Source organism: Mycoplasma sp. 10961 (assembly GCF_055523525.1).
Genome location: NZ_JBVFVD010000001.1, coordinates 723,518 through 743,045, shown reverse-complemented (window position 1 = coordinate 743,045; position 19,528 = coordinate 723,518). Strand labels below are relative to the sequence as shown.

16 protein-coding genes and 1 other RNA gene are annotated in these 19,528 nt (G+C 28.2%); 6 read left to right on the top strand and 11 right to left on the bottom strand.

Annotation, left to right across the window (positions count from 1 at the left end; genetic code table 4):
- Nucleotides 1-42 precede the first annotated feature (42 nt).
- From ssrA to AC0B4T_RS03140, 4 genes are all read right to left on the bottom strand, one after another.
- Nucleotides 43-412, bottom strand: a transfer-messenger RNA (tmRNA) gene (gene ssrA / locus AC0B4T_RS03155).
- Between the two features lie 4 nt (nt 413-416).
- Nucleotides 417-854, bottom strand: a complete 438-nt coding sequence (gene smpB / locus AC0B4T_RS03150; protein WP_465103100.1) for an SsrA-binding protein — start codon at nt 852-854, stop codon at nt 417-419.
- A 251-nt stretch (nt 855-1,105) separates the two neighbouring features.
- Nucleotides 1,106-1,750, bottom strand: a complete 645-nt coding sequence (locus AC0B4T_RS03145; protein ID WP_465103099.1) for an IS30 family transposase — start codon at nt 1,748-1,750, stop codon at nt 1,106-1,108.
- A complete protein-coding gene (locus AC0B4T_RS03140) occupies nt 1,698-2,291 on the bottom strand; it encodes a hypothetical protein (protein ID WP_465103098.1) in 594 nt (197 codons plus the stop codon). Before AC0B4T_RS03140 ends, AC0B4T_RS03145 begins: the two co-directional genes overlap by 53 nt.
- Before the next feature lie 245 nt (nt 2,292-2,536).
- Here AC0B4T_RS03140 and AC0B4T_RS03135 point away from each other — a divergent pair, with 245 nt between their 5' ends.
- Nucleotides 2,537-4,381 carry an MAG3090 family protein gene (locus AC0B4T_RS03135; protein WP_465103097.1) on the top strand — a complete coding sequence of 615 codons (1,845 nt, stop codon included), beginning with the start codon at nt 2,537-2,539 and terminating at the stop codon, nt 4,379-4,381.
- Nucleotides 4,382-4,471: 90 nt separating this feature from the next.
- Here the strand turns inward: AC0B4T_RS03135 and AC0B4T_RS03130 are convergent, their stop codons facing one another.
- From AC0B4T_RS03130 to rpoE, 6 genes are all read right to left on the bottom strand, one after another.
- Complete coding sequence (locus AC0B4T_RS03130) at nt 4,472-6,418, bottom strand: DNA topoisomerase subunit B (protein ID WP_465103096.1); 1,947 nt, start codon at nt 6,416-6,418, stop codon at nt 4,472-4,474.
- A 69-nt stretch (nt 6,419-6,487) separates the two neighbouring features.
- A complete protein-coding gene (locus AC0B4T_RS03125; protein ID WP_465103095.1) occupies nt 6,488-7,078 on the bottom strand; it encodes a thermonuclease family protein in 591 nt (196 codons plus the stop codon).
- Nucleotides 7,079-7,171: 93 nt separating this feature from the next.
- Entirely contained in the window at nt 7,172-7,939 is a 768-nt protein-coding gene (locus AC0B4T_RS03120; protein WP_465103094.1) for a hypothetical protein, read from the bottom strand.
- Nucleotides 7,926-9,938, bottom strand: a complete 2,013-nt coding sequence (locus AC0B4T_RS03115; protein ID WP_465103093.1) for a S8 family serine peptidase — start codon at nt 9,936-9,938, stop codon at nt 7,926-7,928. The genes AC0B4T_RS03120 and AC0B4T_RS03115 overlap by 14 nt, the downstream gene beginning before the upstream one ends.
- Before the next feature lie 410 nt (nt 9,939-10,348).
- Entirely contained in the window at nt 10,349-11,215 is an 867-nt protein-coding gene (gene fba / locus AC0B4T_RS03110; protein ID WP_465103092.1) for a class II fructose-1,6-bisphosphate aldolase, read from the bottom strand.
- A gap of 8 nt (nt 11,216-11,223) precedes the next feature.
- Nucleotides 11,224-11,505, bottom strand: coding sequence for a DNA-directed RNA polymerase subunit delta (gene rpoE / locus AC0B4T_RS03105; protein WP_465102186.1), 282 nt, complete (start codon nt 11,503-11,505; stop codon nt 11,224-11,226).
- 709 nt (nt 11,506-12,214) lie between these two features.
- Between rpoE and AC0B4T_RS03100 the strand changes: the two genes are divergently transcribed.
- Complete coding sequence (locus AC0B4T_RS03100) at nt 12,215-13,483, top strand: hypothetical protein (RefSeq protein ID WP_465103091.1); 1,269 nt, start codon at nt 12,215-12,217, stop codon at nt 13,481-13,483.
- Between the two features lie 394 nt (nt 13,484-13,877).
- On the opposite strand, the gene argS is transcribed toward AC0B4T_RS03100, so the two are convergent.
- Nucleotides 13,878-15,530 (bottom strand): arginine--tRNA ligase, encoded by a 1,653-nt coding sequence (argS, locus tag AC0B4T_RS03095; RefSeq protein ID WP_465103090.1) that lies wholly within the window; start codon nt 15,528-15,530, stop codon nt 13,878-13,880.
- A 69-nt stretch (nt 15,531-15,599) separates the two neighbouring features.
- Here argS and AC0B4T_RS03090 point away from each other — a divergent pair, with 69 nt between their 5' ends.
- The 4 genes from AC0B4T_RS03090 to AC0B4T_RS03075 all read left to right on the top strand — a co-directional run bounded on the left by AC0B4T_RS03090 (nt 15,600) and on the right by AC0B4T_RS03075 (nt 19,464).
- On the top strand, nt 15,600-16,820 hold the full coding sequence (locus tag AC0B4T_RS03090; RefSeq protein WP_465103089.1) for a class I tRNA ligase family protein: 1,221 nt from the start codon (nt 15,600-15,602) through the stop codon (nt 16,818-16,820).
- A gap of 37 nt (nt 16,821-16,857) precedes the next feature.
- Nucleotides 16,858-17,556 carry a 23S rRNA (guanosine(2251)-2'-O)-methyltransferase RlmB gene (gene rlmB / locus AC0B4T_RS03085; RefSeq protein WP_465103088.1) on the top strand — a complete coding sequence of 233 codons (699 nt, stop codon included), beginning with the start codon at nt 16,858-16,860 and terminating at the stop codon, nt 17,554-17,556.
- Nucleotides 17,549-18,127, top strand: coding sequence for a hypothetical protein (locus tag AC0B4T_RS03080; RefSeq protein WP_465103087.1), 579 nt, complete (start codon nt 17,549-17,551; stop codon nt 18,125-18,127). Before rlmB ends, AC0B4T_RS03080 begins: the two co-directional genes overlap by 8 nt.
- 149 nt (nt 18,128-18,276) lie before the next feature.
- A complete protein-coding gene (locus tag AC0B4T_RS03075; protein WP_465103086.1) occupies nt 18,277-19,464 on the top strand; it encodes a phosphopentomutase in 1,188 nt (395 codons plus the stop codon).
- The last annotated feature ends 64 nt before the right edge of the window (nt 19,465-19,528 follow it).

The following is a 19,528-nucleotide window of genomic DNA, read 5'->3' as shown; positions in this document are numbered from 1 at the left end:
ACCTTTTGGTCTAAAATTAAAACTTTTTTACTTTTGTAATTTTGGTGGAGATAAGGGGAGTTGAACCCCTGTCCACATATGAACACTTAGTTACTTCTACAGTTTAGGTCATTTTAATAATAATATAAGCAAAAACAACCAAAACAACTTATATTATTTTGCTAATCTCATTATTAAGTCGCAACTTTAATAACTATCCTTAAAAGACCTGTTTAACTAACTTAAGGAGCATTAATTAAACAACTTGCATGCTATTTATTAAGCGAATGCAAGATTTGCTTGTTGTTGGTACATACTTAATGTAGCAACTTTATCTTCAGATTTTCCGTTTAAGAAAGCCTAGTAGGAATTATAGTCTCCCACACTACTGCAATAACTAAGAACCCATACATGTCGAAACCATTATATCCCCAGATCTAATAGTTTTTTAAGGTTTTGAGAATCTTTTTATTAACTTCTTCTTTAGCGAGTTTTGCCCGTTTGTCGTATTTTTTTAAACCTCTTGCTAAGGCTAACTCTATTTTAACAAGTGAATTCTTGTTAAAATACATTTTTAAAGGAATTAATGTTAAGGGTTGAGTTTCTAATTTAAATTTTAACTTACGAATCTCATTTTTATGCATTAGTAATTTTCGATCTTGAGTTTCATTACATTTTACTTGCATATATTGTTTAAAAAATGATTCTTTAAGTCATAATTCATTTTTATATATTGAACAAAATGAATTAGTTAAAGCAACTTCAGATGCCCTGGCACTCTTAACTTCTCAACCATCTAAGGACATTCCAGCCTCAAATGTTTCTAAAATCTCATAATCACGTTTTGCATTTTTATTTGTTGTAATGATTTTCATAAGTTATTAATATTTTACTATATTTTTTAAAGTTTATATTTATCTTAATTAAATTGTTTTTGTTTTGTTTTTTGGAAAAGTCACTTGCGAGATATTAACAAAATAATTGCGTTTTAATTTTAACATAAATTTTACATAAAAAATGTATGAGAAAACAGAAAACACGGCAGTGTTTTCTCGTCGGTTTTGCTTACTTTTGTCAAAAGTAAGGCCCCTTTGATTGCAATCAAAGGCGGGGGATTAAAAAAATTTTAGGTTATCTTATATTTCCGGACAACTTGCCGATAGTTATTTATTTTTTCCATCATATAATCAATTTCTTGCTGAGAGTATTTATCTAGACTTTTTCCTTTGGGAATGTAATACCTAATTAAGCGGTGCATATTTTCTATTGAACCTTTTTGTCATGAACTATATGGTTGGCATTTAAATAATCTTTCAGTTGGAATGACCTGGTGCAATAAGACATTTTCACTACCATTATCAACTGTTAAAGTTTTAATGTCTAAGCTATGTTTCTTGATTAGTTTTAGAAGAGTTTGTTTGATAGCTTTGGAGTTGCGTTTTGAGAGCATAGCATAAGACATTCTGGTTTGCCGTTCAATTATGGTTACAATACAATATGCGTCATTGATTTTACCAATAACGGTGTCTAATTCAAAATGGCCGTGTTCAGAGCGATCATTAATATAAGCTGGACGTTTTGAAATTTCTGTAGCATATTTTAATGTTTTAGGTTTGGTTTGTTTCTTGTTCCTTATGCCATATTTGCCTTCAGATTTTTTAACAATATGGTCAAAATCAAGGAAATAAGGATATTTTTTAATTATTTTATAAATTGTACTAGGCCAAGGAGCAAATTCATCAGGGGAGAATTTTTTTAAAAGAATTAACAAGATAGGTAACTGATTTCTTAACTTCTTTTTGCTGCAAATTCTTTTTATTTCTATTTTTATTGTATGTATTAAGTTCACTATACCAATATTTTCTGTAGGCCTTTCATTTCTCTTTAATTGCATCACTTACAAAAAAGAGTCGCGAAAATGAATAGCCTAATAAATGTTCGTATAACTTGGTAAAATTAAGGGTTTTAACACGCATTACTCTTTTTGAACACTTAGGACAAACATAGCGATTTTGTTTATCTAAACTAAGTGGTCTGCGATTTGTAATAATTTGGATTTTACTTTTTATACTTCGAATGTCTCTATCAAAAATCTTGGCTACTTCTTGGATTGAGAAGCCTTCAGAAAGTTCTTGTAAAATATTATAAAGTTGTTCTAGATCGATTTGATCTGATCGTAATTTTCGTTGCGACTCAAGAGCACCTTGCATTTTCAAGATAGTATTATGATTCTCTTCGATTTTAAAGTGTTGATATTTATTTTCTTTTCGATATTTGTCAAAAACACAAATATATTTTTCTAAATTTTTCATATAATTTTAAGGTCTCCTTTATTTTTTGAAAAATTATCAATACAACTATTTTATTACAAGGCAGACAAAAAACAATGTCACATGCAAAAAACTTGCATGTGACATTTCCAATTAATAATGGCTGTAATATTTAAAAAAACGTTTTACAATCATAAAAAAAACTTTATAATATTATTAATTAAAATTTAATTCACTTTAAGAAATTATTAATACTTAATTATTATAATAAAACAAAGGAGCAATATATGAAACGTATATTATGCGAATACAAACCAACTCAAAATAAGCAATTTCCTTGAGTTTTAAGACACCCAAAGGTTAAAACTGCATTAGGAGTTTTTAAAACTCGTAAGGATGCTTTAAACTGATTCTTATCATTAAGATATGAATCATGAGCACAATTCCATACACCTAAAAAAATCTGAGGAGGGCACGTATATGGTGTCTTTAACAAAGACGGTGTATTAGAATACGAACTAGAAGTTGACAAATACGATGGTAAATTATCTTATGGCGAAACATCTAAAGAAATTAATTTAACTGAATTTAATACAATTAATTTCTTTGAAGTTGAAAATCATTTAGCAACTTTAGAACCAAATGTTGATTATAAAATTTTAGATGATCATACTACTTATTTCCCTGCAGTTGACGACTTTATTCCACCTGTAAGAAAAAATTCTAAAGATGTTAAAATTGAAGAATTAACTAAAGAATTAAATTCATTAGATGAATTATTAAAAAACCTTGATGGTAAATCTGCCAAAGAAATTGAAGAACTTAAAAATAAACTACAAGATACTAACCAAGATAAAGAAGCTTTACTTAAAGAAATTCACGAACTAAGAAATAGATCAATGGTAACTAAAACAGTTGTTGAACAAAAAGTTCACGAAGTAGTAAAAGAAGTACCAGTTTACATCGAAAAAGAAGTTTTAAAAGAAATACCTGTTGAAATTATTCGTGAAGTTTTAGTTGATCGCCCGGTTGAGGTAGTGAAAGAAGTTGTTGTTGAAAAAGTAGTAGAAAAACCAGTTGAAGTTATTAAGGAAGTGGTGATTGAAAAACCAGTTTCATCTGGACAAGTAGTTAAAGAAGTACCAGTTTACATCGAAAAAGAAGTTTTAAAAGAAATACCTGTTGAGGTAGTTAAAGAAGTTATCGTTGAAAAAGTAGTAGAAAAACCAGTTGAAGTTATTAAGGAAGTAATTGTCAACAAAGAAGTACCTTCACAAGGTGCATGTCCAATTAAAGATTGTGATAAAGTTAGATATGTATATTTCTATGAAGGATGCAAAGCAACTAAACTTCGTTCATTAGCTTTATATGCTAAAAACCTTGAAGCTATCGCACTTTCATACCCACAAGACTTAGTTACATCTGTTAGAGACTTCAGAGAAATTGAAGAACAACTGAGAAATGTTTTAAATGCTGAAAAATCATTAGCATCAGAATTAGAATTACCAGAAGATAAAAGATTACTAAAATTAGTTGCTAAATCATTAGCAGCCTCAACAAAATTACTTTCAAGTAAGATTAAAGGATCTGAAGATCTTACTTACGTTCCTGAAACCTTTATTTATTACAAACAACAAACACCAGAGTCACGTTTAGCTCGTGTGCTATCATTTGTATTATATGGTAATAAGCATGTTGCATTTGTACTGGAACAAGACTATAAATACACTCTTTCACCTAATTCATGTAAAAAATCACACTTTGTGGTATTCGAATCATTTGAAACTGTTGAAAAATTAGTTCCAAGTGTCCAAGAAGTAGTGCAAGAAGTGGTCGTTGAAAAAGTTATCGACCGCCCAGTTGAAGTTATTAAAGAAGTAATTGTTGAAAAACCAATTGAAATTGTAAAAGAAGTACCAGTTCAAGTTATTAAAGAAGTGGTAGTAGAAAAACCTGTTGAAGTTGTAAAAGAAGTAGTAAAGGAAGTAATTGTTGAAAAACCAGTTGACGCTCCAGCTACAAAAGAAGGATGACCAGTTGGATTCTGAGCACTTATCCTATATGCCTTAGGATATGTAATCTTATTAGCTGTTGTTGTTATTTTAGCAGTCTGATATTACAATGGGGTATAATTAACTTAAAATGCAAACATTTGTTTGCGTTTTTTATATAATTTAAAATAAGAAAAAATACATTCAATTATCTTTGAATGTATTTTTGAATTATAAGTCAATATTTTGCACGTATTTTGCATTTTGTGAGATAAAATCACGACGAGGTTCCACATTCTCACTCATTAAGGTCTCAAAGATGCGATCAGCACGATATGCATCTTCAATTTGTACTTGAAGCATTTTACGTTTTTCTGGAAGCATGGTTGTTTCACGTAGCTGTTGAGCATCCATTTCACCTAGTCCTTTATAACGTTGAATTGTAATTTTGATGTTAGGGTTTAAAGTCGCGATAATTTCACTACGTTCTTTTTCATTAAATGCATAGTAAATATTTTTATTTTGTTGAATTTTGAATAAAGGAGGTTGTGCTATATATATAAATCCATATTCAATAAGGGGTTTAAAATATCTATAAAAGAAGGTTAGTAGCAAGGTGCGGATATGAGCTCCATCTACATCAGCATCAGTCATAATAATAATTTTATGATATCTTAATTTATTGATATTAAAATTGCTGTCGAGTCCAGCGCCCATAGCAGTAATTAAAGACATAATTTCTTCGTTTTTAAGGATGCTTTCGAGTCTTGCTCTTTCGGTATTAAGGATTTTACCTTTAAGGGGTAAAATAGCTTGAAAAACTTTGTCGCGTCCCATTTTAGCTGAACCACCAGCAGATTGCCCCTCCACAATGAAAAGTTCGCAAATTTCAGCATTTTTTGATGAACACGGGGCTAATTTACCAGGCATTGAACCAGTTTCAAATGGAAGTTTTTTACGTTCTTTATCTCTAGCAGCAGTTGATGCAATTCTTGCTCTACGTGCTGAACTTGCTTTTTCAAGAATTTTTTTAGCTAAATCAGGATTTTCATTTAAAAAACGTTCAAAGACTTGTGAAAAAACTTCATTCACAGCTTTACGAGCATCTTTTGAACCAAGTTTTCCTTTTGTTTGCCCTTCAAATTGTGGTTCAGGGTGTTTTATTGAAATAACAGCAACAATACCTTCAACTAAATCCTCACGGGTAAAGCGATCATTTTCGTTTTTAATGAAGTTTTTTTCTAAAGCATAGTTATTAACTAGCCTCATAATTGCATCATAAAATCCAGTTAAATGTGATCCGCCTTCATGGGTAGAAATATTATTAGTATAGGAAATTAAATTAGATCGATACAGATCATTTAAATATTGCATAGCAACTTCAACTTCAATATTAATTTCCCTTGAATTTATTTCGTGGCGATATTTATATGAATTACTTGCATAAATAATATTTGTTAATGGTAATGAACGTTTCGTTAATTCGCTAACATAGTCAATAATACCATTATTATATTGGTATTCAACATAGCTTTCATCTCTTTCATCAGCAACTGATACAAATAAACCTTTATTTAGGTATGCAATTTGACGTGCATGATCAATAATTAAACTTTTATCAAATGGCATTTGTTCCATTATTGTATAATCAGGAGTAAATTGAATAGTAGTACCTGATTCATCGTCTTCATATTCACCAATAACATTTGTTGGATGCACAGTATTTCCACCATTTTCAAATTTAGCATAGTAAATCTTACCATCACGCTTAACCCATGCTTCTAATTTTGAACTTAAGGCATTAACAACACTAGCTCCTACTCCATGCAATCCACCACTAACTTTGTAAGCTCCTGATTCAAATTTTCCACCAGCATTTAATTTAGTTAAAACAACTTCTAAGGCACTAATATTAAATTGTGGGTGGATTCCAACAGGAATTCCCCGTCCATTATCTTGAACTTTTATTTCGTTATCTTTTGTAATTGTAATATTAATTTTGTTGGCAAAACCAGCCATTGCTTCATCAACTGAGTTATCTACTATTTCTCATACTAAATGGTGTAATCCTGCTTTTGATGTTGAACCAATGTACATTCCAGGACGTTTGCGAACATGTTCTAAACCTTCTAAATGCGCAATAGCACTTGCATCGTATTTTTGCTTCTTATCTTCCATTTAAACCTCCATTTTGATTAATTTTATGAATGTTATAATATATAAATATATTATAACATAAACCATAGATTACTGTAATTTTTTATAAAATACATCGTTAATAGACTCTTTTCAAAAACCTTTTTTAGTAGTTTTAGAGATATTTTCCAATTCTATAATTGTTTTATAATATTCAAATTGCTCTTTTGTTTGTGTATAGTAAGGTTTTTTAGGATTTTCTGCCTGAATAAAAGCAACTCTGGCTAAACCTTCGGAAATTAACCATGAGTTTATTAATGAATTACTGGAATAATTAAAATTATTATTATAATAAACTAGGGCAACGGTGCGCTTATAAGAATCAGTAGTAACTCTTTGAATAAAAATATTTGCATTGCTATTAATTTTACTAATAAGCATTCGCTTAGCAAGTTTAGCATATTGATCTTCATATTTAGCTAATTGATCATCATTATAACGTGGTTTTAGTGTTTCAGGAGTATCAACACCGTAGAGGCGTATAATTTCTTTTTGCCTACTTTGGTTTAAAACTTCAATAGTATCTCCATCGGTTATTTCTAACACTTTAATTTGTTCATAGTTTTTATTTATAGGATTAAGCGCGCAAGATACTAAACTAAAGTTAAGTAATATAAGAAGAAAACTAAAAAAACTTTTCATATTTATATAATAATATTAAAACCCTACATAACTAAAAATTGACTAAAAAATACCTTTAAACCCCTTACAAATTTATTTTGGGGTTTAAAGGTATTACTTATAATATGATTTATAGACTCTATAGTATCATTTTTCTAAACTATACAGGTAATTTAAACCTGATTCATCTTTCTCGAATTCAAGGTATTTTATTTTAATTTCATAATTTTTAGGGAGCACGAAGACCTCCCATGGATAAACTCCAGGTATAATTGAATTACTTGTTAGTGGTACATGATATCTTAAAAAAAATAGAGTAACTTTATTTTTATCATATAATGGAATAACAAAAGTTTGTTCGTTTCATTTTGCATTACTTAATGAAAAATGTTGTCAAATATAAATATCATTGTTTTCGAGGAGTTTGTATACATCTTGATTATCTAAGTATAATTCTTCAAATAATTTTTTAATTTGAAAATTATTATTAAAATCTTTAAAGTTATGCAATTCCTTAAATCTTTCGATAATATATTTATCGAATTGATTTTTACTGGATATTTTTATGGCATTATTGAATTTATTAGATGGATCTTTGGGAAAATTATCAAAGAATTCTGAGTTGAAATTAATTGAATCTTGAGTCCCATCATCTTTTATGTATTTTTGTTGTCTATGTTCTTTAACATCAAGATACTGATTCTCCAATCAATCTAAGGGAATAAATGGACTTTTTTTTATAAAAGATTTATGAATTGGAAGAAGTTCCTTTTTTATTTTGTTAATTTCTGCTTCAGGGTTTGAAATTCTTGTGCAAGCTAATGTAATTAGTGGTGTAATTGTTGAAATAATTCCAAGAAGGATTTTTTTAATCGTTTTCATTTCTAACCACGTGAGTAACCGCAATTAAGTCATCTATAGAGTTAGCATCAGGATAATAATGATTTTTAATAATTTTATACCTATAAATTCCAGAATTTAATACTTTATATTCAATTAATTCATCACTTGTCATTTGTTCCGTTATTTCTCTAACAATATGCCAACTACCATCGTTAGCTAGTTTTTCAAGTCTTAAATCATAGTTAGTAACTAAGTTATTATAAGTACGATTCTTAACACCAACTAAACTTAGTTGATTTTCATTTTTGTGTTCACTATCTCATTTTTGCTCCGTAGAAGATCAAGCCGGAGAAAATCAAGATCAAAAACTATTTCACCAATTCTTAGCTCATGGTCTAGGCTCTTTTTGATTTAAAATCCCAGCATTAAACGTCCAAGAACTAGATATTTTAATCTTTTGTCCTTTTTGGAGTTGTATTTGTTGGCTTGTAAATATATCTCTTTTGGCAACGGAAGGGTTAGAACTAATAACTGAATAATTATTTGCTGCTTGCAACATTGCTTGAAAGTCTGGGGTACCAGATCCAAATTTTTGTTCATAACCACTAGTTTTATATTTTAAATTTAATTTTTGTGGACTTACAGCAGAGGCGGACAAAATTGCTTTAACGATTGGAACTCTAAAACTACTATTTCTAATATCTGATTTATATTTCATTAAATTGGAAATAAGACCAGTTACAATTGGTGCTGCATAACTTGTGCCACTTACAGTTTGATTCTTCTCATATACTGGATTATAAGTGTAACCAGGAGCTACAACTAAAGGTTTAGCTATTTGATCAAATCCAGATGGTAGTTTATAGTTTGAATAATTTGCAATTTTGCTACTTTTTAAGTTATATTTTGTAGTATCTTTTTCTAATGCACCAACCGCAATCGAGTTTAAAGATAAATTGCCACTATTTATTATATGCTGAGAATATCTAGCATCGTTACCAGTTGAAAATACATTAATAACTCCATATTTTCTACTTATATAGTCTAAATGGTATGAATTTTCATCATAACCTTTATTATATTCGTGTATGTTATCTTCTTTTTCCAGATATTTCATGCTGTAGCTGTGGTTTATTATCCTTATGCCGTAATCTTTAACCATTTTTTCAATTGTACGAATCCAATTACTATCAAATCTAAAGGTAGAAGCAAGAAAAATTTTAGATGATTTATCGACCCCTAACTCTCCACCTAAAATACTTGTAACTAAAGTGGCATGTGTTGTATTATCAAGTGCAAAATTCATATATGTTTCATCAATATATATTCCATTTTTGAAATATTTTATAAAATTTCTATCAATTGGATAGGCATTAGATTCAATAACCCCTACATTATTTACATATTTATTGGTTAGGTGATTTTGTGCATTAACTACTTTTAAATTTTCATCCATATAGTTTTTAAAAATATTTATATTTTTTTGTACATCGTTAAATGTAAATGAATATTGATTCTGGTATGAATAAAAGGTATTTGGCTGTGTTTCATTATATGTGTATGAATTAACAGTTGCGTCTTCATTTTTAAATATAATGAATTTAAAAATTTCTTCTCAATTCGATATTTTTTTAACGAATTCTTGTCTGTTTTTTTCGTTTTCAAAATAGAACCAAACAATTGGCATCATTCTACTATATGTTACAGATTTGTATTTTAATTTTTCGTTGATAATTTTAGTTATAAAATTAGTGTTAAATTGGTTGATAAATTCTTCATATTCAGTTTGAAAACCAGGATTTAATAAAATTTTAAGTTCAAAATCATTATTAAGAGGTACTGGGGTGATTTCGTTATTACTGTTAAAAACATTAAAAGATTTTTGATCTCTAATTTCGAACTTATCACCTTTTAAATTAGCATATCACTGGCTTTTATTTTTTTGCATTGTATTATTAATTGTCGGGAAGGTTAGAAGACATCCAAAACCTGCCAAACTTGCAGATATTAAAAACATATGTTTTAAATTCTTTTTCATAAAAATTTCCTTTATTAAATATATTTTACTATTATAATTGCTGTATTTCTTTAATTTTGTATTAGTAAATATAATACATAATAATTATAATATTTTTTATAAAAGTCTTCCTTAATTTATTAATGTTTTTTGGAATATTAATTGGAAATGTCACATGCAAAAAACTTGCATGTGACATTTCCATTTAATACTTAATTTATTAACAAAACATTGTGCTTGAATTAAAAATTTTATTTTTGATTGCCTTGCAATGTATAATTTTTACTTTATATTTCATAATAAAAACCCCACAAGCTTAGCAATTTTTTAGGTTTAGCTGTGGGGTTTGCTATAAAATAAGCATGATGTATGTTTTGAAATTTAAATAAATTTCATTCGAATTAAATATTTTCTTTTTATATAAACAATTATTAAGCTTTATTTTTTGAACCAAATTCATGAATTTTTTGTTTTACTGTTTCACACATTGCTTCAAAACCAGGTTTGTATAATTTACGTGGATCAAAGTTTTTACCTTCAAGGTCTTTGCCACTTTCAATATAAGCTCTAAGGGCTTTGTGGTTTGCTTGTTGTAATTCAGTATTAACATTAATTTTGGTTACACCTAAACTAATTGCTTTTTGAATTTGATCTAAAGGAATACCGCTTCCGCCATGAAGTACAATTCCAATTCCAGCAGCTGCTGAAATTTCTTGTAATTTTTCAAAATTAAGTGATTTTCATGAAGCGGGGTATGGACCATGTATATTACCTATTCCCGCTGCTAAAACATCAATTCCTAATTGAGCGATTTTGTTTGCTTCAGTTGGATCTGCAAATTCACCATTACCAACGATTCCATCTTCTTCCCCACCTATTGTTCCAACTTCAGCTTCAAAAGACATATTTCTTTCATTTGCTAATTCAACTAATTCTTTAGTTTTTGCATAGTTATGTTCAAATGGGTAGTGTGAACCATCAAACATTAATGATGTATATCCATCAGTTTTAATAGCTTGTTTTGCTCCCTCATATGATCCATGGTCTAAATGAAGTGCAACTGGTACTGTAATGTTTAAATCATTGATTAAACCAAGCACCATCCCACTTACTACATTAAACCCCCCCATGTATTTAATTGCACCTTCACTAGTTGCTACAATAATTGGTGAGTTTTCTTGTTGTGCTGTAATTAAAGCTGCTTTTGCTCATTCTAAGTTGTTGATGTTAATATGAGGAATTGCATACTTTCCTGCTTTAGCCTTTTTTAACATTTCTTTTGCGTTTACTAATGCCATCTTATCTCCTAATAAATTTTATGTTTAGAACATCAAGTTCCATCATCATTTCTTAAAAAGTTTTTGTCTACAGTTAATAGACGGTATAATTCTCCCATTTTGCGTTCTCTAATTTCTTCATATGAAATTTCTGAATTATTGATTAAGAATTTATTGATTCAATTTTCCTTAAGTTCTTGTTCAACTATTTCAAAAATTTCATTGAAGGTAAAGTTTTGTTCTGAATTATTTAAAACAAATTGGCTCGCTACCTCGAGCATAGTTGTGTTTTTCATTTTGAGCCTTTCCATTTTGAATTTTTAATTTTGTTTTAACTTGCTTATTAAGTTGATTATTATTATATATTAAAAAAGTATAATTATTATTAATTAATGATAAAAATTTATATAATGGATTTTGGTTATATAAATTTATTTAGATATTTAAATTTTTGATTGTTTTTTAGTTGTGCATTTGCCTATATAACCTGTATTGTTTATATAAAGCAATTATATAAAATCTAAGTATGATACAAAAACACTGATACTTATCGAAAGGATAACCACTTTTTCTAAATTTTAATAAGGAATTGAAGCCTCATATCGTTTTTATTAAATTTTTTCAAATGAACCAAAAAATAAAGTTTTAATCGATAAAATTGCGTTTAACCTTTCTTATTTATTTTCAATATTTTAATAAAACTGGCATTATGATTTGGACACAGTTATTATAAAAAAACTCATAAAATTATTTTATTTGAAAAGTGAGATTTTGAAAATCCCACTTTATTTTTGATACATATTTATGATTAAACAATTTAAGAACTTAACTATATCACTAAATTTTAAAAATACAAACAAAAAATTAATTCTCTTGAATATTTTTAAACTGTCAAGTTTTTTAACTTTCTTCATATATATATATATATATTAAAATTAAAGTAGATTAACAAATCTATTAATTTGATTTTAGACAAATTAATTATTATATAAATATATTTATATGAAAGGAAGATACGTTATGAAATTACGTAAATTTTTATTAGTAACAACTAACTTAGTCTCAATTACCGCTGTCACAGCTGTTTCGTGCAATGCAAAGCAACCAGACAAAAGAGTATTTAGAATTCAAAATGTTAGTGAAATTACAGTAACTCAAACTAGTGCTCAATTCACCACTAAAATTACTGGTCTACAAGGAACAGACCAACTTAATGTAAAAGTTAATGACACTGTTCATAATTTTACAGTTTCAAGTTTAAACAAACCAGCTGATAATGAATATAAAATTACTATTACTGGTTTAACTAAAGGAACTACATATTTATTAGATACCATTAAGGTAAATAATGACACGTTGTTTAATGTCAAACGTTCATTTACAACATTAAACGATGTGTCAACCCAAAATCCAACTATTGAAAATAGGGAACAAGAAGAGCCATTAAATCCTAATCCACCAAGAGAAGAAAATGAACCATCGAATCCAGGAACTAGTGACCCTGCTCCAAAAGACCCAAGCAAAGATCCTGTCAATGATAATGGAGCCCAAGAACCACCTAAGGTTGAACCAAGCCCTGCCCCTGCTCCAAAAGAACCAGCAACAGAAGAACCTGGAACTGGTGTAAACCAAAAGGATGAAGAAAAAACAAACAATGGTACTGATAATGGATCAACTGGTGCAGATAATCCGGAAAAACCTGCTCTTCCTGAACCGACACCACCTACTAATGATGGAACTAACAATCAAGATAGTAGTCCAACAAAACGGGATGAATCAGAAACTGAAAAAAATAATAGTAGTGAGAATTCTGGGACAACTAGTACTGAACAAGACAAACAACAAGAAACACAAAAACAAGATAATGTAGACTCCTCTGGAGACACAAGTAATACTGATGTTTCAAATGGCAGTGGACAAGCAAACTCTGAAACTGACCAAACTTCCTCAGGTAATTCCGGAAATGGATCTACAAAGGATACAGAATCAGGTTCTACAGGAACTAGCACTCGCGACTCTGCTTCACAACCTGACAGTACCACTTTAAATGGGGAAACTAACTCATCAGATTCAAATAGTACACCTACTAACCAACCTCCAAAAGAACCCGAACAAAAAAATACAAATAACGGTACAAACACTGGCAATACTGATCAACAAACATCAGATTCAACACCTACTGAAGAAAAACCTTTAAAATTTGATAGTGTAACTGTTGAAGTTGACTCTCAAAAAAAAATTACATTATTTTCAAAATTGTTGCAGATAAAGATATTTACCAAAGAGTAAAAGATAAATTATTTAAATATGAATTACGTGCAGAAAATAATACTTATGCAGATGATACTACAAACGGATCTAATAGAAAAACTTGGATAGATAGCCAAACTGCAGATAAAGTTACTTTCAAAGTTGCACCATTTTATCCATGAAATACAGGTACTTACACTCTGACTAGTCTATGAGATAATTCAGATCCTAAGAAACAAAACCTTCTAACAGGAACATATAAGTTTAAATTTACTAAAGGCGAAAAAGTTGAAATGATAAACTCTTAATTTAACTATACTAAAACTACCTAACTTTAATAATGAAGTTAGGTAGTTTTCAATATTTTTTATAAAATCCATTTATTAGGAAAGTAAGATCATATGCATTTTCTTATGCACATGATTATGTTATTTTACATTAAATTAGGGGCACTAATTCCCAGTAAGTTTAAACCAATTTTAAATACCATTTGAACAGCATATACTAAAGCACTATAATAAGCTTCTTGTGGGTGATTTATTAAACGTGTTTGTGAATAAAAACTATTAAATAAATTAGTTAAATTTATTAAATATTGAGTTAATAAATTTACTTTTGTTGTTTTAACAATAGTTTGCAATAAATCTGTGAATTGATCTAATTCAATAATTAATTTTCTGGCTTTATTAGTAATTTGATTGTTTGGATCAAGTAAAAAAGGTTTTAAATTATTACGTAATGATACGGTTCTAGCATGAGCATATTGTAAATTATAAACTGGGTTAGAGGCATCCATTAAGTTAGCTTGATCAATATTAAAATCATATTTTGTGCCAATTTCTCTAGTCAGCATACCAAACCTAATTGCATCAGAAGAGGCGACATCTAATAAATCATTTAATGTTACACTTGTTCCAGCACGCTTAGACATTTTAAACTCTTGTCCATTTTTTAATAATCTGACTAATTGGATTATTAAAATATTAATATTATCAGGGTCATAACCTAATGCCTGGAGTGAAATTTTCATTCTTGCAACATATCCAGAATGATCAGCACCCCAGATATTAATTAATTTATCTGCTTTTTGTAATTTAGTTTCATGATAAGCAATATCAGGTGTTAAATAAGTATATGATCCATCGCTTTTAATTAATACACGATCTTTATCATCGCCGAATTTAGTGGTATTTAAGAATAAAGCTCCATCTTTTTGGTATGTATTTGGATTTAATTTAATTAAAACAGGTTTAATTAAATTCTTGGTTGTTAATGCTTTTTCGCTTGAAAAAGTATCAAAATAAATGTTAATTTTTGCTAAATCCACTTTGATTTTATCAAGTAAAATTTGGGTTGCGAATGATTTTAGCTCACTTTCTTTAGTAGCAAAATTATTTAAAAAATAATCATTAACTTTGTCTTTTATTTGTTTTGCAACTCAAATAATATCATCACCTTTATAAGACTCTTCTGGCATTTGCTCGTAAATTCCAAAGAGCTCTTGGTAACGAATATATACTGATTTAGCTAAATTATCAATTTGATTTCCAGCATCATTAACATAATATTCAGCTTCAACATGGTGCCCGGCATGTCTTAAAATTCTTATTAGTGAATCTCCAAAAACAGCCCCCCGCACATGACCAACATGTAAAAAACCTGTTGGGTTTGCAGATACAAATTCAACATTAATTTTTTCAGGTTTAACAAAGTTGGATCCATAATTTTTGTTTTGTAAAATAATGTTGCTTAAAACTTTGTTTAAAATGGAATTTTTTAAAACAAAGTTTAAAAATCCAGGTGTTGTTACTTCGACAAGTTCAAACATATCTAGATTATCTAATTTTTCTTTTAAAACATTTGCAACTGCTAAAGGGTTATTTTTTGTGTATTTTTTTAAAATAAAAGCAAGGTTTGAAGAAAAATCAAATTCAATTTCAGATGTTTTTTTATTTTCAGGAATATTGGGCTCAGATAAGGTGAAAACTAAATGATCTGCATCAAAATTTGAATCAAAATATTTTTCGTTTTGTAATTTTAAGACAACTTTCTTTAAAGAATCTTTAATTTGGTTTGTTAAGTTCATTATGCTCCTTAATTTCTTTTTTTTAATTATATAAATTGTATTAAATTTAAAAATATTTATAATATAAATATGTTAAAAGTTTATTTATGTGGGCCAACAGTGTATAACTACGTACATATTGGTAATATGCGCCCGATTATCACTTATGATTTAATGCTTAAAGCAGCAAGAGCATTAAAAGTTAATTTTAAGTTTGTGCATAATATTACTGATATTGATGATAAGATTATTAATAAAGCCATTCAAGAAGGTGTGAGCGAAACCGAAATTGCTAAAAAATACTCTGATGATTATTTAAATATTTTAAAATTATTTAATGTTAATACTATTACAAACTTAGAATATGTAACAACTAATTTAACTGAAATTAATAATTTTATTAGCTGCTTAGTTAAAAAGGATAGTGCATATGTTTTAGATAATAATGTTTGGTTTGATACTCATAAATATCAAGATTATTATGGGGAAGTATCGGGACAAAATTTAAAACATATGGTTTTTGAAAAAACTAGTTTTCAAAAACATAATCAAGCTGATTTTGCACTTTGAAAAAAAACAAATTTAGGTATTAAATATGATTCTAGTTTTGGATTAGGTCGTCCCGGATGACATACTGAATGTGTTGCATTAATTAATAAGCATTTTGGATCAAGTGGAGTTGATTTACATGGGGGTGGTGTGGATTTGACATTTCCACACCACGAAAATGAAAATATTCAATTTTATGCATTATATCAAAAAGACTTAGCTAGAAAATGATTTAGAACTGGACAAATTAATTTAAATAATGAAAAAATGTCTAAATCTTTAAATAATATTATATTGGCTAATGAGTTTATTAGCAAATATTCTCCTGATCATTTTAAATTTATTTTATTGTTAAATTCATATACATCCATAATAAATATTGATGATAATTTAGTTAATAATGTTGAAACAATATTAACTAAAATAACTAAAATATATTTTATGGGTATATTGCATAATCTTAATTTTAATATTTATAATCAAGAAATATATCAAAAATTAATGCAAAATATTTTTGAGTTAAATTTTGCTGCTTTTATGAAAACCTTAAATGACATAATAAAATCAATAAATTTAAATAAAGATCCATTATTAATTAGCACAATTATTAAAGTTTTTGATGATTTAGGCTTTGATTTTCAGAAAATAAATTTTGAAAAATATAAAAATATTTACAAAAAATGGCAGGAATTTTTAAAAGATAAAAACTATTTTGAAGCTGATAAATTAAGATCAGTGTTAATAAAAGAAAAATTATTATAAAAAAGTACTAAAAATAGGAAAAAAAGGGGGTTGATATATGAGAGAATTATTAGTGTGTGGGAAAAATTCAGTTATTGATGCGATAAAGAGCAATATGAAAATTTCAAAAATTATAATTAGTAAAAAAGATAATTTAAAATTATTTAACAATAAAAATTTTCATGTTGAAGTAAAAGAACTTAGTTATCTTAATAAATTGACCAAAGATAATCACCAAGGATTTATTGCTTACTTAGAATCCTTAAACTATCGTGATCTTGAGTTTTTAATCAAACATAAACCTAAAATTGTTTTAGTCTTAGATAAAATACAAGATCCTCATAATCTAGGAGCAATTATTCGTAGTGCAAATGCAGCTGGGGTAAAAGATGTTATTTTACCAAAGGAAAATGCTGCTTCAATTAATTCTACAGCACTAAAGGTAGCTTCTGGTGGTTTTGTAGGTTTAAATTTTTATCGCGTTAATAGTTTATCGGCAACAATTACAAAACTGAAGAAAACTGGCTATTGAAGTTATGCAAGTGCATTAGACAAAAGCGCAACCTCGCACACAAAAATTAAGTATAATAGCCCAACTATTATTGTAGTTGGTAATGAAGGTGAAGGAGTTTCAAAAAGTGTTTTATCAGTTTGTGACTCTAAAGTTTATATTGATCAAAAGGGAACTGTTCAATCATTAAATGTATCAGTAGCAACTGCTATTTTGCTTTTTGATTATTTAGCTAAAAATGAATAAGATATTTATTAATAAGTTAAGTCCTGAATTTATAACGCTTTTAAAGTTACACGACAAAAAACTTATTACAACGAATAATTTGATTAATCGTTTTGATAATTTATATTATGAGAGAATTCGTAATTTAGTTTGAAGAATTTACTGATTATACCGTAAATATAATATTGAACTAGATGAAATTAGAAATCAATTATTCATGGTATTTTTAGACATGCTATCACAAGATATGCTTCAAAATATTGATAATTACGAAGCTTGGTTTTGAAATACTTTAAAATTAAAAACCCAAAATTATTTTAATAAATTTTATAATTCACAATATAAATTTGAATCAAACGTTAGTTATAACCAATTGAATTTAAATGAATTAAATTCTAAATTAAAACGTGAATACGATATTTGAAATGGTTCGTGTCAAACGATTGATGACATGAAAAAATATATTTCAGCAGATGAATACGAGTTTTTAAAGAATAAGATAAATTTTAAAAACACAAGACTTTCAACTTGAAAGCAAAAGGAAATGATACAAGCAATAAAAAACAAATTAAACAATAATTCATTTTTCTAATCATGGGAAAAATATAATAAAGGCTTAATAATGATTAAGCCTTTTTCATTATCTTTCTTTATTATTTATCAATAAAATTTGAATAAAATAGTATAATATTAACAAATATCAAATGTGATATTTTTTATTAATCTAATATAGGAGATTTTATGGCAAAATTTAAAAGAATTTTTATGATAGTCACAGACGGACTAGGTATTGGACCAGACCGTGACCAAAAGAGTTTTGGTGATCATGGAGCAAACACAATTAGATCTGCTTCTATGGTTGAAGAATTTAAAATAGATACATGGAGAAAATTAGGAATTGGTAATATTACTGATTTAAATGGGAATTACCATGTATCAAAACCTTTAGCATATATGGCTAAAGTACAAGAAGTATCTAATGCAAAAGATACCTTAGCTGGACACTGGGAAATGATGGGAATTAAAACTTTAGTACCATTTCCAACTTTTACTGAAACAGGTTTCCCAGAAGATTTAATTGAAGCTTTATCAAAAGCTTGAGATAACCGTCCAATTGTGGGAAATAAATCTGCATCGGGAACTGATATTATTAACGAGTTAGCTCATGAAGAAAAGGAACGTGGTGCTATAATTGTGTATACTTCAAATGATTCAGTATTACAAATTTGTGCACATGAAGAGTGAACTGGTTTAGATAATTTATATAAATACGCTAAAGCAGCGCGTGAAATTTGTTCTTCTCGTCCTGAGTGGAATGTTGGGCGGATTATTGCTCGCCCATATGTTGGTGATTTTGGTAATTTCACCCGCACTTTTAATCGTCATGATTATGCAAATAAACCACAAGAAATGATTTTAAACCGTTTACAAGAAAAAGGTGTTGAGGTTATTTCAATTGGTAAAATTAATGACATTTTTGTGGGGCAAGGAATTAGCACACACTATCCAAGTGAAGGTGATGCTAATGGAATGGACATTACGATTGATTTAGCAACAAAAGGCGGTGAAAATAAATTTATTTTCACAAACTTAGTACAATTTGATTCACATTATGGTCATCGAAGAAATGTTCGTGGCTTTGCATCAAATATTGCATCATTAGATGATAAACTAGGTAAATTAATTAATGCGATGAATGAAGATGATTTATTAATTATGACTTCAGATCATGGTAATGATCCGCTTTATCCAGGTTTCAACCACACTAGGGAATTTTTACCAGCAACTATTTTTTCAAAATCATTTACTAAACCAAAAGTACTACCTAACTTTGAAGGGTTAGGAACCTTAGGGAATATTGTTGCCAGAAACTTTGGTGTTGATATTGTAAGTGAAACAGGTGATGATATTTTTGATCAATTAATATAAAATAAATTCAGAATATTGATAAAACATGCAGTGATCATAAACTGGGAAATTTTTTTCGGACGGT